Origin of the sequence: Archangium lipolyticum, from assembly GCF_024623785.1 — a bacterium.
Taxonomy (GTDB): Bacteria; Myxococcota; Myxococcia; order Myxococcales; family Myxococcaceae; genus Archangium; species Archangium lipolyticum.
Window position 1 is genome coordinate 785,967 of record NZ_JANKBZ010000001.1, and the last position, 19,268, is coordinate 805,234.

A 19,268-nucleotide genomic window follows, 5' to 3' on the forward strand; every position below is an offset into this window, starting at 1 on the left:
AGGCGGGGACGAACTACCGCACGTCCAGGAAGATGGCGGTGGGGACGCCCCAGTTTCCGCTGGCGTCCTGGCTCTCCACGAAGATCGTGTGCCGGCCCGGTGCCAGGCCAGAGGTGAAGACCGTGGCCTGCACCGACTCGGCCGTGCTGTTGAAGCTTCCGTCCACCGCGCTCAGTGCGAACGTGGGCGTCCCCGACACCCAGGACGGCGCATCGATGGAGTAGCGCGCGGCGGCGATGGCCTGCGAGCCTTCCGTACCCCCGTTCGTGCCGTAGCGGGTGTCATCCGCCCGAGCTGTGAGCGTCACCGGGGTCCCCTGCATCACGCTGCTCGCCGACAGCGCGAGGTTGATGGAGTCCGGGCCCGCCGCCACCTGATACGGCCGCCGCGCCGCCTTGAAGGCGTAGGAGAGGGCCGGCATGTTCTTGGGGACGATGGTGTTCTCGAAGGTGGTGCAGCTCTCGAAGAAGGCACTTCCCATCTCGAAGGTGAACGCCGCGACGCCGAGCCGCCCGTAGGCGAAGGCGTCCGTGGAGCCCGAGGCCGAATACAGGCACGAGCTCACCTGGCACGCCTGATAGCCATTGAAGTAGTTGAACTTGCGCCCCAGGGTGCGCAACTGGGTCGCGTTCGGCGCCGCCGCCGTGGTGGCCGACCAGGGATAGAGCACATAACCGCCGTAGCTGTGGAGGCTGAGCATCAGGCCCGTGGCGTCCGCGGGGGCGGGATCCGTGGAGGCGGGCCCGCGCTGATCCGGGAAGAGGGAGAGGATGTAGTTCTCCAGCGTCTTCGTCTCCGGCTCGGAGGCCGCCGAGCGCCCCCGGTAGGTGTCATTGCACGCGCTGCTGCTCGCGCCCGCGCCACCCCAGTCGAAGCTGCTGTTGCGGTTGAGATCCACTCCGTACGTCGTCGTGGAGCAGGAGCCCTCGCTGGTGTTGGTGTTCTTGCGCTTGGACAAACCCGTCTCCGCGACGCGGCGGCCGTCCGGGTTGGACTGCACCACGACGTGCAGCTCGGAGTAGTCGAGCAGCCAGGTGACATCCGGGTCCGTGCCGTAACGGCTCACGAGTTGCTCGGCGAAGCGCGTGGCCAGCTCCGCCGTCGTGTACTCGCGGGCGTGGATGCCGCCCATCAGGAAGAACCGCGCCTTGGAGCCCGAGCGCGCCTTGTTCGTCAGCACCAGCACCCGCAGGTCATCTCCCGGCTTGCCTCCCGCCGTCACCTTGTCCCAGGTGTCGCCGATGTCATTCCACGAGGCGAGGTTCGGGTAGGTGATGGGCAGCTGCGCCATCGCGGCGTAGGTCTCGTCCACCGTGCGGTAGCACGAGTAGCCGGGAATCCCGCCGGCCAGGGACACCCGCCCCTCGCGTGGCTCGTTCAGGAGCCGCGTCTGTTCCTCGAGGATCTCCACGCGGCGACCCTCTTTCACCAGCGCGTCGTACTCCTCGGGCGAGAGTACCGCCTCCACGGTCTTCTTCTCATGATCCACCGCCGCACTGAGGTCCAGCGTCTCGGCGAGTCGATCCAGGTCTACCCGGGACTTGAACGACACCCGGGCCAGGAGGACGGACGGACGGGACGGCCCCTCCTCGGGGGCTGCTGCCCGGGCAACGACAGGTGAGAGGGCGAGCGCTGCTGCGGCTGCGAGAACTCCAGTGACGGACGACGGCATGGGGGTTCCTCCACGGCAGGGGAGGAACGCACCTTATTCCTGGAATGCTGGATATACAATTTTCACGGCCACTTCAATTCGCGAGAGTGAGCCGCCAGGCGGACGTCAACCCGGGCGTGCCGCATTCATGGCTCGGGTGGGAGATCGAATTCCTTCTTCGCTCCCGTTGTCTGAAGACCCTTCGGCGTGAGTTTGAAGACTTCCGCCTTGAAGTGGAAGTTCTCCGGGCCGGAATCGCGCCTCAGCGCCAGGAAACCCACGTCCCGCTCGCCCAGGGCACCGAAGAGCGAATGGGTGAAGTCCGTTGCCCAGGTCTTGATCGGACCGCGGGTGATCTTGCCTTTCGCATCGACCGGAAAGATATAGAAGAAGCGAAGCCTCGAGGCGGAGCCGGAGACCGAGCCGAGCCCATTGGCGAGGACGAGATAGCGCTCCCCTCCCCTCTTGAGCTCGAACGCCTCGTGTCCTTCCTCGAGCCAACCCCCGAACGGATCCTCGTGTGTCACCACGCGAAAGACTTTCGTCCCAATGGTGAAAGACTCTCGCTGTTCGTCCGTGCCTCGATGGCGGACCTCATAGCGATAGGAATGAGGTCCCGCCTTGACCACCAGGGCCCGGAGCTCATCGGGAGAGTCGTACTGGAGGGATTGGCCCGCCGTGGACAGACAGGTCACGGTCAAGCCCTTCCTGTCCATCAGCGCTTCCGTGGCCTTGCGTACCGCGGATTCCCACGCCGAGAGCTGTGAGCAATCCGCCGGGTAGTCGAAGCGGCTGCCCGACACGAGGTTGTCTGAAGTCGATTGCGCGGTGGCGGTGGTGTACAGGAGGCCCGTACACATCGACACCAATGCGACAAGGGAGCCGGTCATTTTCATGGCGTATAGCGCTCGGTATACCAGATGAGGCCCTGGCGGCTCACACCGCCCGTCACCAGCACATCCCCCGTCTCCAGCAGTGTGGCGGAGTGGAGGTGCCTGGGATGAAGCATGTCGCCCACCAGCGTCCAGGTGTTCGTCGCCGGGTCATACAACTCGGAGGTGGGCACGTAGTCACCGGATGAATCGCCCCTCCCCCCCGTCACCAGCACCTGTCCCGAGTACAGCAGCGTCGCGGTGTGACCCCGGCGCGGCCGGTTCATCGGAGGAGCGGAGAACCACCGGTCGTTGTACGGATCGTACACGTCCACCGAGCTCAAGGCCTTCCCGTTCGCGTCCATGCCGCCCGCCACCAGCACATAGCCGGAGTAGAGCCGCGTGGCGGTATGGTTGGCACGGATCGTCGGTAGGGATTGCACCTGCCGCCACGTGTTCGTGGACGGGCTGTACAGGTCCACCTTCCGGGTGAACGGCAGCCCGCCCGTCACCAGCACCTCGCCCGAGTAGAGCCGTGTCGCGGAGTGATCCGCCCGGTAGGAGGGCATGGGGCCCGTGAGGCTCCACGTGCCCGTGGAGGGGTCGTACAGCTCCGCTCCAACCGGCTGACCTCCGAAGGGCGTGTAACCACCCGCCGCCAGCACCTGGCCCGAATCGAGCAGCGTGGAGGAGTGGGAGACGCGAGGCACCACCATGGGGCCCGTGAGGTTCCATGTGCCGGTGGCCGGGTCGTACAGCTCGGCGATGCTGGAGGGGACCGGCTCGACGGAACCATGACCTCCCGACACCAGCACCTGGCCCGAGCCGAGCCGGATCGCGGTGAAGATCTCGTGCGGTGCGTTCATCGAGCCCGTGCGAGTCCATGTATTCGTGTAGGGATTGTACAGCTCCGCGCTCTGGAGGTAGCGGTAGTAGTCCGCGCCACCCGCCACCAGCACCGCACCCGAGTCGAGCAGCACCGCCGAGTGCCGCATGCGCATGGCCAGCGCGGAGGCCTCCTGGGTCCAATGCGTCCCGTCCGTGGCGAGCGCCTTCGCGTCGGAAGACCGGACCACCCCGTCAGCCGGAAGGAACGGCGCCTCCGCGCCACCACACGCACCCGCGACAGTGGCGGCCCCCGCCACCAACAACGACAGACGAATCCTCTTGAGCATGGAATCCCTTGACCTGGTTGTGTGCCGCCCGGGCCCGACCTCCGGGGACATGCGGCACAGTACAAAGGGGGGCTGACAACGGTTCATCCGGGTGGGCTACTCTTCCGGCGCCTCGCTGACCCTGAAAGGTCGCACATGATGCAAGTCATGAAGACACTTCTTTCGACTCCGCTGCACCTGGTGGTGCTCGGGGGCTTGTCGCTGTTCGGCGCTCCGGCCGCGGCACAGTCCGGCCCCTTCTCTCCGTTCGCGCCCTTCGAACTGCGGGTGAATTTCCAGCCCGCCAGCGCGCCCGTGCCCGCGGGCTTCGTCGTGGACTCGGGCCAGGTGTTCGGCAGCCGGGGCAACGGCTACACCTACGGGTGGAGCGCTGACAACACGGCCAACACCCGCGACCGCAATGATCCCAACACCCCGTCCCAGGCGTATGACACCCTGATCCGGACGCAGAACGGTGGCAACTTCACCTGGGAGCTCGCCGTCCCCAATGGCTATTACCAGGTCCGTCTGGTGGCGGGTGACCCGGGCTACACCGACAGCGATTACCGCTTCAATGTGGAGTATTACGGCGACGTGCTGAAGGGCACGCCCACCGAGGGTCAGCGCTTCTTCGAATCGGTGACCACGCTCGACGTGAACGACGGCCGGCTGACCATTCGCAACGACAGCTTCGCCGTCAACAACAAGCTGGCCTTCGTGGAGGTGAAGCGGAAGTTCGGCGTCGACGTCAACTTCCAGCCGGCCTCGTCCTCGCCCATCGAGATCTACGGATTCGTCTCGGACAACGGCCTCGCCTATGGGAACCGGGGCAACGGCTTCACCTACGGATGGAACGTGGACAACACGGCCAACATGGTGGACGTGAGCTACGACATCGACATCCTCGGGCAGCGGCACGCGCGCATGCAGCAGGGTGGCGACTACGTCTGGGAGATCGCCGTGCCCAACGGCGTCTACTCGGTGAGCCTGATGGCGGGGGACCCGTCCACGAAGGTGGGTGCGTACCGCATCCAGGTGGAGGACTCGGTGATCCTCAGCGGTATTCCGACGGGCTATGGCTTCACGCACGGCAGTGGCATGGTGGCGGTGACGGACGGCCGCCTCACCGTGCGCAGCGCACCGGGTGCCGCCAACAACAAGCTCAACACCATCCGGATCCTCCAGCAGTAGCCTTTCCGTGCCCGGAGCTTGAGGGGCGTCCTTGCAAGCTGTCTTGACGTATTTCGATCCCCAGCCCGCTCCAGCCGAGCTGCCGGTGCGGCTCTCGAGCCCGTTCGCGCACGGCCCGCCGCATGCCCTGGCGCGCCGTGCCGCCGAGGAGTTGCGGTTGCACCTGCGCCGCGGCGATCTCGGCGGTGGGCTCGAGCTCCGCGAGCTTGAGGCGCCGGGAGGCGGCAAGATGTTCGGTGTGCTGGTCGTCGCGGCGCCGGATGGCCGCATCGGCTACCTCCGCGCGTTCTCGGGCATGCTCGCCGGCCACTGGCAGGTCGACGGCTTCGCGCCTCCGCTCTTCGATCAAGCCATGCGCGACACCTTCTGGCCCGCTGGCCAGGCCGAGCTGTCAGCGCTCGGCGACCGTCATGCCGCGCTGCGCGAGGGTGCCGACCCCGTCGCGCTGCGTGCGAGCCTCGTCGAGCTCGAGCACCTGCGTGCCGGGCTTTCGAGGCAGCTCTGGCAGCAGCTCTCCTACACCTACGTCATCCCCAATGCCCGGGGCGAGGAGCGGCCCCTGGGCGCACTGTTCGCGCCCGCGCCTCCGCCGGGCGGAGCGGGCGACTGCGCCGCGCCGAAGCTCCTCGCTCACGCCTACCGTCACCACCTGAGACCGTTGGCTCTCGCCGAGTTCTGGTGGGGGGCGCCACCGCTCACGGGAGAGCGACACGCGGGTGAGTATTACCCGGCATGTCGTGGCAAGTGTGGCCGGGTCCTGCCGTACATGCTCGAGGGACTGTCCGTCGAGGCGTCGCCGCTCCTCGAAGAGGCCGCTGGTGTGGTGGAGGACCCTCGGGTCGTGCACGAGGATCCCTGGGTGCTCGTCGTCGACAAGCCTCGCGGCCTCCTGTCGGTCCCTGGCCGCCACTCTCCGGGACGAGACTCGGTACTCGTCCGTCTCCGGCGAAAGTTCCCGGAGGAGTCCGGGCTGCACATCGTGCACCCCCTCGACTTCGAGGCTTCCGGGCTGATGCTCGTGGCCAGGGCGCCGGAGATCCACGCGGCGCTCCAGCGGCAGTTCGCGCGGAGCGAGGCCCACGCGCGCTACGTCGCCTGGCTCGACGGCCACGTCACCGGCGACCAGGGAGTCGTCGAGCTGCCCCTTCGGAGCGATGCCGATGATCGGCCCCGCCACATCGTGGATCCGCTCCACGGCAAGCGCGCCATCACCGAATGGTGCGTCACACAGCGCAGCGGTACTCGAACCCGGGTGGCGCTCATCCCCCGCACCGCGCGAACGCACCAGCTTCGGGTCCACGCCGCGCATCCGCTCGGCCTTGGCGCTCCGATCGTCGGCGACCTCCTTTACGGTGGTGACGGCACGCGCCTGATGCTCCACGCCGAAGCCGTGACGTTCATCCATCCGCGCACGGGCGAGCGCATCGACATCGAAAGCCTTGCTCCAGACTGGCCATACCCCGTGACCCGGAGCTGATCCACGCGGCGGCCGGAGGGGCTGGGGTGGAGGTCCAACCCAGCCCCCTGCCCTACCGCTTCTTCGCCTTGCGAGCGGAAGCGGTCTTCTTCGCGCCACCCTTCGTCTTGGCCCCACCCGGGGAGCGAGCCTTCGACGCGGACTTCTTGGCGGCGGCCTTCTTCACGGCCGGAGCCTTCCTGGTGGCCGGTGCCTTTTTCTTCGCCGCGGGAGCCTTCTTCTTCGCGGCCGGGGCCTTCTTGACGGCCGGAGCCTTCTTCGCGGCGGCCTTCTTCTTCACGGCCGCCTTGCGAGCCGGAGCCGCCTTGCGAGCCCCCGCGGCGGGACGCTTCGCACGCGCCGGCTTCTCCTCGGCCGCCGCGGCCTTCTTGCGCCGCTTGGGAGGCACGGCCCGAGGCGCCTCGCTCTCCTCGCCCCCTTCGCGCGCGTCCAGCGCGGCCAGGGCGCGGATGCGATCGAAGCCCGCGGGTGCCTTCGGGGTGAGCCGCTCCACGATCTCCACGGACTCGGTCTGCCGCTCCACGGTGGGAGGCGCCACTGCGGCGGTCTCCACCCGCTCCACCGGAGCCTCCTCCACGGCGGCGGCCTCGCCGGCCCGCTTCCGCAGCGACTCCGCTTCGGCCATCGAGCGCTCGCCGGCCTCGACACCCCGCTGGGGACGGCCCCACCGCTCCTCGCGGGCCCGCTCGCGCCCGGCACGGGCGGCCTTCTTCCGCTCCTCACGGGCCTGCTGCTTCTGGGCCTCCTGCTCCTCCCGCGCCACGTCCTGGATGGAGCCCACGCTCCTGCCGGCGATCTCCAGGGCCTCGAATTCGATCCGCCGCAGGGACAGGTTCACGTTGACCAGGCGCACCCGGGCCTTCTGTCCCACGCGCACGCGGAAGCCACCCGGCAGCGTGAAGGTGTGCAGCGTCTTGTCGAAGCGCGTCCCGAACCCGAGCGAGTCCGCTCGGACGAGCCCCTCGACGTGCACCTCGTCGAGCTCCACGAAGAAGCCGAACTCGACGAGGCCCGCGACAGTGGCGGCGAACTCCTCGCCCAGGCGGTCCTTCATCATCAGGGCCGCGTAGAACGAGACGACCTCGCGCTCCACCTGCATGGCGGCGCGCTCGCGCTCGGAGCTCTGGGAGGCCATGTCCTCCAGCCGCTGCTCCTCGCGCTCCAGCTGCGCGGGAGCGCGCTCCTGTCCCCCACGCTCCCAATGCGCCTTGAGCAGCCGGTGGACGAGCAGGTCCGGGTAGCGGCGGATGGGCGAGGTGAAGTGGAGGTAGAACTCGGCGGCCAGTCCGTAGTGGCCGACGTCCGAGGCCGTATAGACGGCCTGCATCATGGAGCGCAGCAGCAGCTGGTTGAGGGCGCGCTCCTCGGGGTGGCCCTGGAGCTGGGCCATGAAGGCATTGAGCGCCTTCGGGGTGATGTCCTCGGCCACCATGCGGAAACCGTAGGCCTGGGCCAGCTGGGCGAAGACGGCCAGCTTCTCCTCGTCGGGCTCACCGTGGTAGCGGTACACGCTGGGCAGGCCCTGGTCGGCGAAGAACTTCGCCACCGCCTCGTTGGCGGCGAGCATGCACTCCTCGATGAGCCGGTGGCTGTCCTTGCGCTCGCGGCGCTCCATGCGGGCGGGCAGGCCATCCTCGCCCATCACCACCTTGTGCTCGGGCAGGTTGAAGTCGATGGCGCCGCGCTCCTTGCGCATCTGCATCAGCACGCGGGCCAGCGCCATGAGCTGCTCGAAGTGGGGCTTGAAGGCGTTGCGGTGCGGGACGTCCTTGCCGTCCAGCACGTCCTGCACCTCGTTGTAGGTGCATCGGGCGTGGCTGCGCATGACGCCCGGGTAGATCTCGCTCGAGACGAGCTTCCCACGCGTGTCGAGCACCATGTCCGCCACCATGCACAGCCGGTCCTCGTCGGGGCGCAGCGAGCAGATGCCGTTGCTGAGCCGCTCGGGGAGCATGGGCAGCACGCGGTCCGGCAGGTAGACGGAGGTGGCGCGGCGCAGGGCCTCGGCGTCGAGCGCGGTGCCCTCGCGCACGTAGTGCGTCACGTCGGCGATGGCCACCACGAGCCGCCACCCCTGCGGGTGTGGCTCGGTGTAGACGGCGTCGTCGAAGTCACGCGCGTCCTCGCCATCGATGGTGACGAGCGCCATCTGCCGCAAGTCGCGGCGGCCCTCGGCGCGGGCCTCCTCCTCGGTGACCACCGGGCGGATGCGGTCCGCCTCGTCCATGACCTCGGCGGGGAACTCGTCGGAGAAGCCCTGCGAGTAGGCGATGGAGAGCACCTCGGCGCTCGGATCTCCGGGTTTGCCGACGGAGCCCGAGACCTCGCCATAGAGGCCCTCGCCCGGCTCCAGCAGCTCCGCGCCAATGCCCAGTCGCACCCTCACCACGTCCCCGTCACGCGCCATCTGGGTGGGCGGGACGCGGATGGGGCCCTGCGTCTGGAGGTTCTTGTCGTAGGGGATCACCAGGGCGTTGCGCCGGCCGCGCTCCACATAGGTGCCGATGGCGAGCTGCCGCGTCCGGTCGAGCACGCGAACGAGGCGGCCCTCCATGCGCCCGGGCCGACCCCAGGACTCCACGACCACCCGGTCGTTGTCGAGCGCCCGCGCTGCCTCCTGGGGCGGAAGGAAGATGTTGTCTCCCTCGCCCGAGCTGGGGTGGACGAAACCGTAACCATCGCGGTGCACGTGGAGGATCCCCTCCACCGTGTAGGTCTCCTGCCCCTCTTCCGCTCCACGCTCGCGCCGGCCACCCCGGCCTCGCGGCTCGAAGCGCTCCTCACGGGCGAAGCGTCCTCCGCGTCCGGCGCGGCGATCCTGCTCGAAGCGGCCGCGGTTGTCGGGCCGGCCCTGATCCTTTCCGAAACGGCCCGCCTGTCCGGGGCGGCCCCCACCGGGCTTGTCCTGCCGGGCGAACCGGTTCCGGGGCTCGGCGGCCCCGCGCTCCTCGACACGGCCGCGCGGCCCGGGTGCGCCACGATCCTCGAAGCGCGCCTGGGGCTGCTCCCTGCGGCCCTCGCGAACGAACCGGCCCCGAGGCTCGGGACGGCCCCCCGGCGAGAAGCGGCCCCGGGGAGCGAAGCGCTCATCGACTCCGGGCCGGGCCTCCTCACGCGGCGGAGAACCGGGCCGGCGCTCCTCTCGAGCTCCCTGACGCCAGGCTCCTGGAGGACGGCCCTCGCGCCGCGCCTCCTGCTCGCGCCGGACGAAGGGAGGCCGTGCGCCTCCGTTCCCGTCACCACTGGGGGCTGGCCGCTCGCCCCGCAGGCGGAATCGCTTGCCCTCCTTGAGCAGCTCCCCGCTGCGCACCATGTCCCGCAGGGTGCGCTTGAGCTGGGTCTGCTGCCCGGGGTGCAGTCCGGTGAGTCGCAGGAGCTCCTTGACCCCGAGGGGGTGCTTGGAGTCGGACAGGTGTCGCTTCACGTCTTGAAGAATGTCGGTCACGAGCGGTCCCAGAGCAGGGAGCCAACGGGCCCTGAAAAAAGTAAGCCCGGCAGGTCCCACTGGGGACCCCCGGGCGAAAGACTTCGATGCGAAGTGCCTTGGAGCGTAGAGGGTCTCTCAGGGCTTGACGTTCACGGTGAGCTTGAAGGAGCGCTCCACCTGACCAGGGTTGAAGGCCTTGGCGAGGAAGAACTCGACCTCGGACGTACCGGGGTTGCGCGGGGTGAAGAAGAACTCCCGGGTCGCCGAACCGTCGGAGCCCGGCTCGAAGTTGGCCTCCCGCAGGCCCACGCGCTTGGCCGCCGTGGGCTCGATGGCCCAGGTGAAGCCCGGCTGCTCCTGGAGACGCACGGTGATGGCGTGGTTGAGCTTCGCCTCGATGCTGGTGGGCTGCTCGCCCTCCACCTGGACGATCTCCATGCCCTCGCGGGAGATGGGCCGGAGCTCGGAGGGACGCGGCTCCACGTTCTCCACCTCGATGCGGCCACCCCAGCCGGAGGTCTTGTCCACCACACCGGTGACGACGAGCGTCTGGCCCAGGTGCTTGCGCAGCCCCTTGGAGCCCTTGCCCTCGAGGATGTAGGACACCTGCTGCCGGGTGCCCCCGTTGGACACCACGAGGACGAACTCCTCGCCCGTCATCTCCAGGTTGCCGCGCAGCGAGGCGAAGCCCTTCATCCCCGCGCCCATGCCGGCCGACACCACCTGGGACACCTCGCCGGGAGACAGGTAGCGCAGCCGGGTCTCCACCTCCACCGGCGCGACCACGGGCTCCTCGACCTCGGGCTTCTTCGCGGAGAACTTCCGCACGTCCACCGTGCCGCCGTAGTTGGTGGTCTTCTTGATGAGACCACTGACGGACACCTTGTGATCCATGTAGGCCGGCAGCACTTCCTGATCCGGCCCCTGGAGGATGAAGGTCAGCTCGCGCTTGTCGCGGCCCACCACCATGAGGGCGGGCAGGCCGTCGACCACGGTCAGGCGCCCCTTGAGGCTGCCCTCGCCCACCACGCCCCGGCCCTGGCCGGCGGTGAGCAACTGCTCCATGTCGCGCTTGTTGAGCGGCTCGCCCGGAGGAGGCAGCTTGGTGGCGCGGGGACGCGGCTTCTCGGCCGGGGGCACCACGGGGGCCTCCGCCTTGGCGGACTCCTTGCCCCGGGTGGCCTCCTTCACCTTCCCCGCGACCTTCGTGGCGACCTTCGAGGCCGCCTCGGCGACCTCCTTCACCTTGGTGGCGGCCTTCGCGGCGACCTTCTTCGCGGCGGGCGCCTCCTTCTTCGCCGCCGCGCCCTTCTTCGCCACCTTCGCGCCCTCCGCCGCCTTCGTCACCAGTTTCGCGGCGGCCTTCGCCACGCTCTTGGACGCGGTCTTGAGGACACCCGGTTTCGTCGACTTGACCTTCTTCTCAGCGGGAGTCGCCTTCTTGGCCCCGGACCTGGGCTTGGCCATCGACGCTGTCTCCTTGGATTTCCCGTGTCTTCTCAACGGGTTGGCGCGCCAGCACCCGACCGGACGCAGGCCTCGCGATCACCGGAACTTGTAACGATGATCAGCAGGAGTGTCAAACAAAGTCTTGAATTTCCTAGGGACTTTGATGCCAAAAGCAGCCTGTCGCTACACACCTGTTTCGCCCTCCCCCGGTAAAGCCGAACATCCCTGGGAGATCACCCCAACGGAGCCCGACCCATGAAGGAAGATGACGCGTTGCTGCCCGTGGAGGAAGCACGTGCTCGCACGCTCGCTCTGGTGTCCCCTCTGCCCCAGGAGTGGGTGCGGATGGAAGAGGCCCTCGGGCGCGCCCTCGCGGTGGACGTCCGCGCGCAACGTACCCTGCCCCCCTGGGACAACTCGGCCATGGATGGCTTCGCGGTGCGCAGCGCCGATCTGACGGCGCCCCCGCCCATCCGCCTCCAGGTGCGGGAGACGATTTACGCGGGCCAGATGCCCCGTGAAGAGGTCCGGCCGGGCACCTGCGCGCGGATCATGACGGGGGCCCCGATGCCGGCGGGCGCGGACGCGGTGGTGATGCGCGAGCGCACCCGGCTGGCGCCTGGAGGAGAGACGGTGGAGATCCTCGAGGCGGTGGGGCCGGGCAACTTCGTGCGGCCCCGGGGCGAGGACGCGCGGGAGGGCGAGGTGCTGCTGGCGCGGGGCACGCCGCTGGGGATTCCGGAGCTGGGGCTGCTGGTGGGCCAGGGAATGCTGACGGTGCCGGTACCGCGCCGCCCGCGGGTGGCCATCCTCTCCACGGGCGACGAGTTGTGCCGGGCGGACGCTCCCGCCGAGGGCCGCATCGTGGACGCCAACGCCCCGGCGCTCTCCCTGGCCGTCCTCCGGGCTGGCGGGGTGCCCTCGGTGCTCGGCATCGCCCGGGACACCCTGGAGGACGTGTACCAGCACCTCGCGGCGGCCGAGGGGTACGATCTGGTGCTGACGAGCGCGGGCATGTCCGTGGGCGAGCACGACTTCGTGCGCGAGGCCCTGGCGAAGCTGGGTGTGGAGCGGGACTTCTGGCGCGTGGCCATCAAGCCGGGCAAGCCGCTCGCCGTGGGCCGCAAGGGGAGCACCGCCTACGTCGGGCTGCCGGGCAACCCCACCTCCTCCCTCGTCACCTTCGAGCTGTTCGTCCGCCCCGCCCTGCGCCGCATGCTGGGGCACTCGGACGTGGAGCCGCCGAGGGTGGGGGGCCGGCTCGCCGGAGCGCTCCAGAAGCCACCGGGGCTGGCCCACTACGTCCGCGTGACGGCCGCCTGGCAGGAGGGTGAGCTCTGGGCCCGGCCCCTGTCCACCCAGACGTCGGGCGTGCTGCGCTCCGCGGCATCGGCAACACACCTGCTCCACTTCCCACGAGAAGCGAGTAGGCTCGCTAATGGTGACAACGTGGAACTGCTCCCTCTTTCCTGGGGGGCATGAAGAACGAACCCCGACGGTTCGCATCCAACTTGTGCCTCCAAATGTTGTGCGAGAGAAGGGATCATCATGTCCGATTCGCGTACACCCCAGGTTCTCCCTACCCGCAAGAATGCTTCCCTCCTGGAGAGGTTCTCGGAGGCGGATGTCCCCACCGGACGGGGAGTGCTGCGGACGGTCGTCTTCCGGGAGAAGCGCAACGGGCGGGAGCACGTGGCGCTGGTGGTGGGTGAGGTGGAGGGGATGGAGGGCGTACCCGTCCGGGTTCACTCCGAGTGTTTGACCAGCGAGGTGTTCGGCAGCCTGAAGTGCGACTGCCGGGAGCAGCTGGACCGGGCGCTGGACTTCGTCACCCAGAACGGGTGCGGCGTGGTGCTCTACCTGCGGCAGGAGGGCCGGGGCATCGGCCTGGGCAACAAGATCAAGGCCTACGCGCTGCAGGCCCAGGGGCTGGACACCTACGAGGCCAACCGCAAGCTGGGCTTCCCGGATGACCTGCGCAGCTACGACATCGCCGCCGAGATGCTGCGCCTGCTCGGGGTGCGATCGGTGGACCTCATCACCAACAACCCCCTGAAAATTGCAGGCCTGGTGGAAGAGGGGATTCCAGTTCGTCGACGCATTCCCTCGCGTACGGAGCACAATCCGCATAACGTCGACTATCTGAAGACGAAGCGTGAGCGGACGGGGCACCTGATTGAGCTCTTCGCCGAGGACGACGACACGGAAGCGAAGGTTGGCTGAGGACGAACAAGGGGAGAAGCACGCCCAGGCGCGGGTGCCCTTCCATGTCCGTTTCTGGGGAGTGCGCGGTTCGATCCCTGCACCGGGACCGAAGACGCAGCGCTATGGGGGCAATACGCCCTGCGTCGAGATGCGATGCGGGGAAGAGCTGCTCATCTTCGACCTGGGGACGGGCGTACGCGTGCTGGGAGAGGAGCTGTGCGCATCGGGGACTCCGGTGCGCGCGTCGATCTTCCTGTCGCACTACCACTACGATCACCTGCAGGGGCTGCCGTTCTTCACCCCCATCTTCAACCCGATCCACAGCTTCACGGTGTACGGAGCGCCCCGGAAGGGGCAGTCGGTGAAGGAGGTGCTGGCCGGGCAGATGGTGCACCCCTACTTCCCGGTGACGGCGGAGCAGGTCTTCAAGGCCCAGCTGACGTACCGGGACGTGGAGTCCAAGCAGGTGCTGGAGGTGGGCCCCGCGAGGATCCGCACGCTGGACATGAACCACCCGGGAGGCAGCCTGGGCTACCGGGTGGAGTGCGACGGCAGATCCGTGGTGTACGCGACGGACGTGGAGCACGGGAGCGCGAAGGACCCGGAGCTGGTGGAGTTCGCGCGCGACGCGGACTTGCTCATCATCGACGCGATGTACACGGAGGATGAGTACCGGGGCCGCAAGGGCGCGGCGAAGCTGGGCTGGGGCCACTCGACGTGGGAGTCGGCGGTGGAGACGGCCAACGCGGCGAAAGCGAAGCAGCTGGTGCTCTTCCACCACGAGACCACGCGCGACGACGACGCGATGGATCGGTTCGTCGAGGAGGTGCGCAAGCACCGTCCCGACGTGATCGCCGCCGTGGAGTCGGAGATCCTGGAGCCGTAATCCCCTACCCCGCCAGCCGGGCGCTCAACCCCCGAGCACCCGGCTGGTGCGAAGTACGCCCTCGCGCAGCCCGCGGAATGGCAGCCGGGCGAGCGCGGTCGGTACGTCCACCCACTCGTGCGCATCGTGCTCGTCGCCGAGGTGGACCTCGAAGTCGTCGGAGCACCGGGCGGCGAAACCGTTCTCCTCCACGAGTCTCGGAGGCACCACGCTGCCCACGGCGAAGGCGTGGCGGTACTCCAGCTCCACCACCTCGGTGCGCAGTCCCGTCTCCTCGAACAGCTCGCGGGCGGCGGCCTCCCGGGGCTGCTCTCCTGGCTCCAGGCGGCCAGTGACGATCTGCCAGAAGCCACCGCGCTCGGGGCGGCGGCGGAGCAGCAGCACGCGCGCCTCCGGCCCCTTGCCACGCATCAACGTGACGCACACGGTGCGCGTGAGGGGCTTGGGCTCGGCCAGCTGGAGCTCGAAGACGTCGGCGAAGTGCCGGGCCACCTTGTCCTCGACCTCGGCCAGGGACACGGGGCGGCCGAGCTCCTTGCGCATCGAGGTGACTCCGGCCTCGCGGATGCCGCACGGGACGATGAGGTCGAAGTGCGGCAGGTGCGTGTTGACGTTGAGCGCGAAGCCGTGGCTGGTGAGCCAACGGGAGAGGTGGACACCGATGGCGCAGATCTTCCGGACGTCGGGGGCGTCCTCCTGGCCCAGCCACACACCGGGCCACTTGGGGATGGTGCCGGAGGAGAGGCCGTACTCGGAGAGGGTGCGGATGATGCACTGCTCGACGTCACGCACGTAGCGGCGCACGTCGTGGCGGTGCTCGGGCAGGAGGAAGATGGGGTAGCCGACGAGCTGCCCGGGCCCATGGTACGTGACGTCTCCACCGCGATCGGTCTCGAAGATCTCCACGCCCTCGGCGGAGAGACGCGCGTCGCTGGCGAGGATGTTGGCGCGCTTCGCGCCGCGGCCCAGGGTGAGGACGGGTGGGTGCTCGAGCAGGAGCAGGGAGTCCCCGCACAGCCCCTGGCGCCGGGCCTCGCCGAAGAGCTTCATCAGCTGGAGGCCGTCCTCGTATTCGACCCGGCCGAACCGGTACACCGTCAGCGTGTTCACGACTTCCCCTTCCGCCGGCCGCGACGGACCGGAGTCGCCTTCGCCTTCCCCTTCGCCTTCTTCACCTCCAAGCGCCAGGTGCCGGGAGGCACCCGGGCCAGGAGCGCTTGCAACTCATGCCCGGAGCGGGGTGAGCGGGCCGCCTCGGTGGCGAGCACGGTGAGCACCTCGTCGGAGAGGCGGAGGTCCTCGCGCGAGGCGAGCCGGCACCGGGCGATCTCGATCAGCTCCTCGACGGTCGGCGTTTCGAGCGGAATGAGGCTCTGCACCTGTTCCAACAGGACGAGGGGCAGCGCGCCCTGAACGGCCGCGGAGAGCGCGGCGGTGGAGGGCACGGGCAGACGCCCGGAGTCCGAGAGCAGCACGAGCCCCGGAGCCACTGGAGCGCCCCGAGCGGTCATCAAGACGGTACGCTCGGAGTGGCGGGCCAGGAAGGCGCCCAGGGAAGACTGCTCGGCGGACGGGAGCCGGTCCACGTCCTCCACGAGGAGCACGGCATCCATCGGCGCCCGGTCCAGGGAATCGGGAGTCACGAGCACTCCCCTCCCCTGCTCCGCGAGAGCCCGCATCCAGGTGGTCTTTCCGGAGCCCTCGGGCCCGAGCAGCAGCACGCGGCGCACACCCGCCTCCAGGCCGCGCTCGAGACCCTCACGGGCCGCATCCTGACCCACCAGCTCGAACGAAACAGGCCGGGAGGCAACCCGCGCCCGACCCCGCGCGGCCGACGCCACCGGGGCGACGCCACCGAGCAGCGCATTGGACTCACCGATGCAGGCCGAGCAGATGAACGCTCCGGCGGGACCCGCGACGAGGGGACCCACCTCCGCACGAGGCCGGCAGCAGAAGGAGCACCAGGCATCGAGGGAGGGATCCGCGCGAGTCGGACCCCGCTCGATGAAAGCCCCCTCTCCCTCTGGGAGAGGGTTGGGGTGAGGGTCTGCGGGAACCACAGGAGCCACGGGAACCACAGGAGCCACGACCGCGGGCGGCTCGACCGGTCCCGGCACCTCCACGCCGAGCACGGCGGAGCGTACGGCCTCCACGGCGGCGCCCACCGGATTGAACCGGCGGTCCACGGCCAGCTCGGCCTGACGCAGGGCCTCGGCGAGCGAGCTCGAGGTGTCCTCCTCGATCACCCACGTATCCGGCGTGGGCTCATCATCCAGCTCGGAAGCGGAAGACGGTGGCACGACCTCGTCGGCCCGGGCCCCCGCCTCCAACTGGCGGATCTCCTCTTCCAGCTCGGAGAGGGAGGGGTCCAACTTGAGGGCGTAGCGTAGCAACTGCGCGGCCCGGTCCCCGCTGCCCGAGCGCCGGTACAGCGCGGCGGCGCGTCGGAGCAGCTCGATGGCGCGGGGCTTGTTCCCCCCGAGCTCCGCGGCCTGGGCGGCGCGGATGACGTCGCGAACGTTCTCGGCCATGGGACAGCGTAACCTCCTCGGAGGCCGGGAGCGCGGTTGCGCGAGCGCTCCCGGCGAGGCACGCGCCCCCGGCAGGCAGCCCGGCCGTCAGGCCATGGCCAGGAACAGCATGTCCGGATGCTCCAGGTACTTGATGACCTCGTAGACGAAGTCCGCGGCGACCTGGCCGTCGATGACGCGATGGTCGGCGGAGATGGAGACGTTCATCATCTCGCGCACGACGATCTGATCGTTCTTGTCCACCACGGGGCGCTTGCGCATGCGGTGGATGCCCATGATGGCCACCTCGGGGTGGTTGATGATGGGCGTGGCGAAGATGCCGCCCGTCTGGCCGAGCGAGGTGATGGTGAAGGTGCCACCGGTGAGCTCGTCCATCTTCAGCTTGCGCTCACGCGCGGCGGTGCTGAGGCGGACGATCTCCTCGGCCAGCTCGCGCAGGGTGAGCCGATCCGCGTGCTTGATGACGGGGACGGTGAGACCCTCGGGGGTGGCCACGGCGATGCCGATGTTGAACTCGCCCCGGACGACGAGCTCCTGGGCGGCCTCGTCCATGTTGGCGTTGACCTGGGGGTACTTCTTCATCGCGGCGATGACGGCCTTCACGATGAAGGGCAGGAAGGACAGCTTGGCCTTCTCGCCGGCGGCGGCCAGGGTGTCGTTGAGGCGCTTGCGGAGGGCCACCAGCTCGGTGGAATCCACCTCCTCGACGAAGCCGAAGTGCGGCGCGGTGAACTTCGAGCGCACCATCTTCTCGGCGATCTTCTTGCGCAGGCCGCGCAGGGGAATGCGCTCGTCGCCACGGCCCGACACCACCGAGGGCGCGGCCGGACGGGCCTGGGCGGCCGGAGCGGCCACCTCGTTGCGCGCGGAGCGGCCACCCTCGAGGGCCGCCACCACGTCCGCCTTCATCACGCGGCCCTGGGGACCGGAGCCGGGGATCTCCGCGAGGTTCAGCCCGTGCTCGGCGGCCATGCGGCGGGTGAGCGGCGTGGCCAGCACCTTGGAGGCGGCCTGGGGACCCGTGGCTTGGGCAGCGGGAGCCGCGGCCGGAGCGCCATGGGCGGCGGGGGCACCATGACCCGAGGCCTGGACCGGAACGGCGCCCTCGATCTCCATCGTGACGAGGGGCTGGTGGACCTTGGCGATCTCGCCTTCCTTGCCGTGCGTCTGCACGACACGACCGGCCTTGGGGCTGGGCACGGTCACGGTGGCCTTGTCGGTCATCACCTCGGCGAGCGTCTGGTCCTCCTTGACCAGGTCGCCCGGCTTGACGTGCCACTTGACCAGCTCGCCCTCCTGAACACCTTCGCCCAGGTCGGGCAGCTTGAACTCGAAGATCGCCATTCGCGGATCCGTATCGGGTGTGGGGTGAAAAAGGCGTCAGGTGCCGCTGGCGAGCCCCAGGCGCTCGCGCTCCATGAGGCCCTTCATGAAGAACTCGGCGGCGCGGTAGCTGGAGCGAACCAGCGGCCCGGAGGCGACGTAGAGGAAGCCGTAGGACTCGGCGAGCTTCTTGTAGTCCTCGAACTGCTGAGGCGTGACGAAGCGCTCCACGCGCAGGTGGTACTGGGACGGCTGCAGGTACTGGCCGAGCGTGAGCACGTCCACGCCCACCGCGCGCAGGTCCTTGAAGGTCTGATCCAGCTCCGCGTCCGTCTCGCCCAGACCGACCATGACGGAGGTCTTGGTGTAGAGCCGCTCGGGCCGCTGCTTGAGGTACTCGAGCACCTTGAGGGACTGACGGTAGGTGGCGCGCCGGTCACGCACGGTGGGGGTGAGGCGCTCCACGGTTTCCACGTTGTGGGCCACCACGTGCGGGCGGGCCTCGGCCACGGTGGCCAGGTCGCGCTCCACGCCCTTGAAGTCGGGGATGAGCACCTCGACGATCGTCCGGGGCGAGTGCTGGCGCAGCTCGCGGATGGCCGAGGCGAAGTGGCTGGCGCCTCCATCCGGCCGGTCATCCCGGTTCACGGAGGTGACCACGATGTACTCGAGGTCCATCTCCTTGACGGCCTGGGCCAGGTGGATGGGCTCCATCGGATCCAACGGAGGAGGCGCTCCCACCTTCACGTGGCAGAAGCGGCACGCGCGGGTGCACACCTCGCCCATGAGCATCACCGTGGCGGTGCCACCGCCCCAGCACTCGGCGATGTTGGGGCAGCGGGCCTCCTCGCACACCGTGGCCAGCTTCGTGCGGCGGACGATGGATTTCACCCGCTCGTACCCCTCCCCGTGGGGGAGGCGCACCTTCAGCCACTCGGGCTTCCGGGTGGACTCGGATACCTGCGGCAGGGGGAAACGATCGGGAGTTGCCATGGGTCGCGGGCCTTCTACGGTTGGGGCGAAAGCAGGGTCAAGCGGGAAGCCTTGACGCGAGGCGTCAGCTTCCTCGCACCACGATACTCCTCCCGTTCTAACGTCTCCG

Annotated in this window: 14 protein-coding genes; 5 read left to right on the plus strand and 9 right to left on the minus strand. The window is 69.0% G+C overall.

The window, feature by feature from the left end:
- Nucleotides 1-13: 13 nt before the first annotated feature.
- The 3 genes from NR810_RS02860 to NR810_RS02870 all read right to left on the minus strand — a co-directional run bounded on the left by NR810_RS02860 (nt 14) and on the right by NR810_RS02870 (nt 3,698).
- Nucleotides 14-1,672 carry a M14 family metallopeptidase gene (locus NR810_RS02860; RefSeq protein WP_257447312.1) on the minus strand — a complete coding sequence of 553 codons (1,659 nt, stop codon included), beginning with the start codon at nt 1,670-1,672 and terminating at the stop codon, nt 14-16.
- Nucleotides 1,673-1,797: 125 nt separating this feature from the next.
- Nucleotides 1,798-2,511, minus strand: coding sequence for a hypothetical protein (locus NR810_RS02865; protein WP_257447314.1), 714 nt, complete (start codon nt 2,509-2,511; stop codon nt 1,798-1,800).
- A gap of 32 nt (nt 2,512-2,543) precedes the next feature.
- On the minus strand, nt 2,544-3,698 hold the full coding sequence (locus NR810_RS02870; RefSeq protein ID WP_257447317.1) for a Kelch repeat-containing protein: 1,155 nt from the start codon (nt 3,696-3,698) through the stop codon (nt 2,544-2,546).
- 147 nt (nt 3,699-3,845) lie between these two features.
- Between NR810_RS02870 and NR810_RS02875 the strand changes: the two genes are divergently transcribed.
- Nucleotides 3,846-4,868 (plus strand): hypothetical protein, encoded by a 1,023-nt coding sequence (locus NR810_RS02875; protein WP_257447319.1) that lies wholly within the window; start codon nt 3,846-3,848, stop codon nt 4,866-4,868.
- A gap of 31 nt (nt 4,869-4,899) precedes the next feature.
- Nucleotides 4,900-6,345 (plus strand): RluA family pseudouridine synthase, encoded by a 1,446-nt coding sequence (locus tag NR810_RS02880; RefSeq protein WP_257447321.1) that lies wholly within the window; start codon nt 4,900-4,902, stop codon nt 6,343-6,345.
- Between the two features lie 52 nt (nt 6,346-6,397).
- Here the strand turns inward: NR810_RS02880 and rnr are convergent, their stop codons facing one another.
- Both rnr and NR810_RS02890 read right to left on the minus strand, forming a co-directional pair.
- Nucleotides 6,398-9,790 carry a ribonuclease R gene (rnr, locus tag NR810_RS02885; protein WP_257447324.1) on the minus strand — a complete coding sequence of 1,131 codons (3,393 nt, stop codon included), beginning with the start codon at nt 9,788-9,790 and terminating at the stop codon, nt 6,398-6,400.
- A 117-nt stretch (nt 9,791-9,907) separates the two neighbouring features.
- Nucleotides 9,908-11,239 (minus strand): protease inhibitor I42 family protein, encoded by a 1,332-nt coding sequence (locus NR810_RS02890; RefSeq protein ID WP_257447326.1) that lies wholly within the window; start codon nt 11,237-11,239, stop codon nt 9,908-9,910.
- A gap of 237 nt (nt 11,240-11,476) precedes the next feature.
- On the opposite strand from NR810_RS02890, the gene NR810_RS02895 reads away from it, so the two are divergent.
- The 3 genes from NR810_RS02895 to NR810_RS02905 all read left to right on the plus strand — a co-directional run bounded on the left by NR810_RS02895 (nt 11,477) and on the right by NR810_RS02905 (nt 14,312).
- Nucleotides 11,477-12,703 carry a molybdopterin molybdotransferase MoeA gene (locus tag NR810_RS02895; RefSeq protein WP_257447329.1) on the plus strand — a complete coding sequence of 409 codons (1,227 nt, stop codon included), beginning with the start codon at nt 11,477-11,479 and terminating at the stop codon, nt 12,701-12,703.
- 66 nt (nt 12,704-12,769) lie between these two features.
- The gene (gene ribA, locus NR810_RS02900; RefSeq protein ID WP_257447332.1) at nt 12,770-13,444 is read left to right on the plus strand and encodes a GTP cyclohydrolase II; all 675 of its coding nucleotides are present in this window, start codon (nt 12,770-12,772) and stop codon (nt 13,442-13,444) included.
- Complete coding sequence (locus NR810_RS02905; protein WP_306817773.1) at nt 13,437-14,312, plus strand: MBL fold metallo-hydrolase; 876 nt, start codon at nt 13,437-13,439, stop codon at nt 14,310-14,312. Before ribA ends, NR810_RS02905 begins: the two co-directional genes overlap by 8 nt.
- Before the next feature lie 24 nt (nt 14,313-14,336).
- Here NR810_RS02905 and lipB read toward each other — a convergent pair whose 3' ends face one another.
- The 4 genes from lipB to lipA all read right to left on the minus strand — a co-directional run bounded on the left by lipB (nt 14,337) and on the right by lipA (nt 19,159).
- Complete coding sequence (gene lipB / locus NR810_RS02910; protein WP_257447335.1) at nt 14,337-15,422, minus strand: lipoyl(octanoyl) transferase LipB; 1,086 nt, start codon at nt 15,420-15,422, stop codon at nt 14,337-14,339.
- Nucleotides 15,419-16,843: a ClpX C4-type zinc finger protein gene (locus tag NR810_RS02915; protein ID WP_257447352.1), complete on the minus strand. Its 1,425-nt coding sequence runs from the start codon at nt 16,841-16,843 to the stop codon at nt 15,419-15,421. The genes lipB and NR810_RS02915 overlap by 4 nt, the downstream gene beginning before the upstream one ends.
- 87 nt (nt 16,844-16,930) lie before the next feature.
- Nucleotides 16,931-18,187 carry a dihydrolipoamide acetyltransferase family protein gene (locus tag NR810_RS02920; protein WP_257447355.1) on the minus strand — a complete coding sequence of 419 codons (1,257 nt, stop codon included), beginning with the start codon at nt 18,185-18,187 and terminating at the stop codon, nt 16,931-16,933.
- A 36-nt stretch (nt 18,188-18,223) separates the two neighbouring features.
- Complete coding sequence (lipA, locus tag NR810_RS02925; protein WP_257447358.1) at nt 18,224-19,159, minus strand: lipoyl synthase; 936 nt, start codon at nt 19,157-19,159, stop codon at nt 18,224-18,226.
- Nucleotides 19,160-19,268: the final 109 nt, after the last annotated feature.

Coding starts and splice junctions, on each gene's coding strand:
- NR810_RS02860 (WP_257447312.1), bottom strand. CDS start 1,672: ATGCCGTCGTCCGTCACTGGAGTTCTCGCAGCCGCAGCAGCGCTCGCC.
- NR810_RS02865 (WP_257447314.1), bottom strand. CDS start 2,511: ATGTGTACGGGCCTCCTGTACACCACCGCCACCGCGCAATCGACTTCA.
- NR810_RS02870 (WP_257447317.1), bottom strand. CDS start 3,698: ATGCTCAAGAGGATTCGTCTGTCGTTGTTGGTGGCGGGGGCCGCCACT.
- NR810_RS02875 (WP_257447319.1), top strand. CDS start 3,846: ATGAAGACACTTCTTTCGACTCCGCTGCACCTGGTGGTGCTCGGGGGC.
- NR810_RS02890 (WP_257447326.1), bottom strand. CDS start 11,239: ATGGCCAAGCCCAGGTCCGGGGCCAAGAAGGCGACTCCCGCTGAGAAG.
- NR810_RS02895 (WP_257447329.1), top strand. CDS start 11,477: ATGAAGGAAGATGACGCGTTGCTGCCCGTGGAGGAAGCACGTGCTCGC.
- ribA (WP_257447332.1), top strand. CDS start 12,770: ATGTCCGATTCGCGTACACCCCAGGTTCTCCCTACCCGCAAGAATGCT.
- NR810_RS02915 (WP_257447352.1), bottom strand. CDS start 16,843: ATGGCCGAGAACGTTCGCGACGTCATCCGCGCCGCCCAGGCCGCGGAG.
- NR810_RS02920 (WP_257447355.1), bottom strand. CDS start 18,187: ATGGCGATCTTCGAGTTCAAGCTGCCCGACCTGGGCGAAGGTGTTCAG.
- lipA (WP_257447358.1), bottom strand. CDS start 19,159: ATGGCAACTCCCGATCGTTTCCCCCTGCCGCAGGTATCCGAGTCCACC.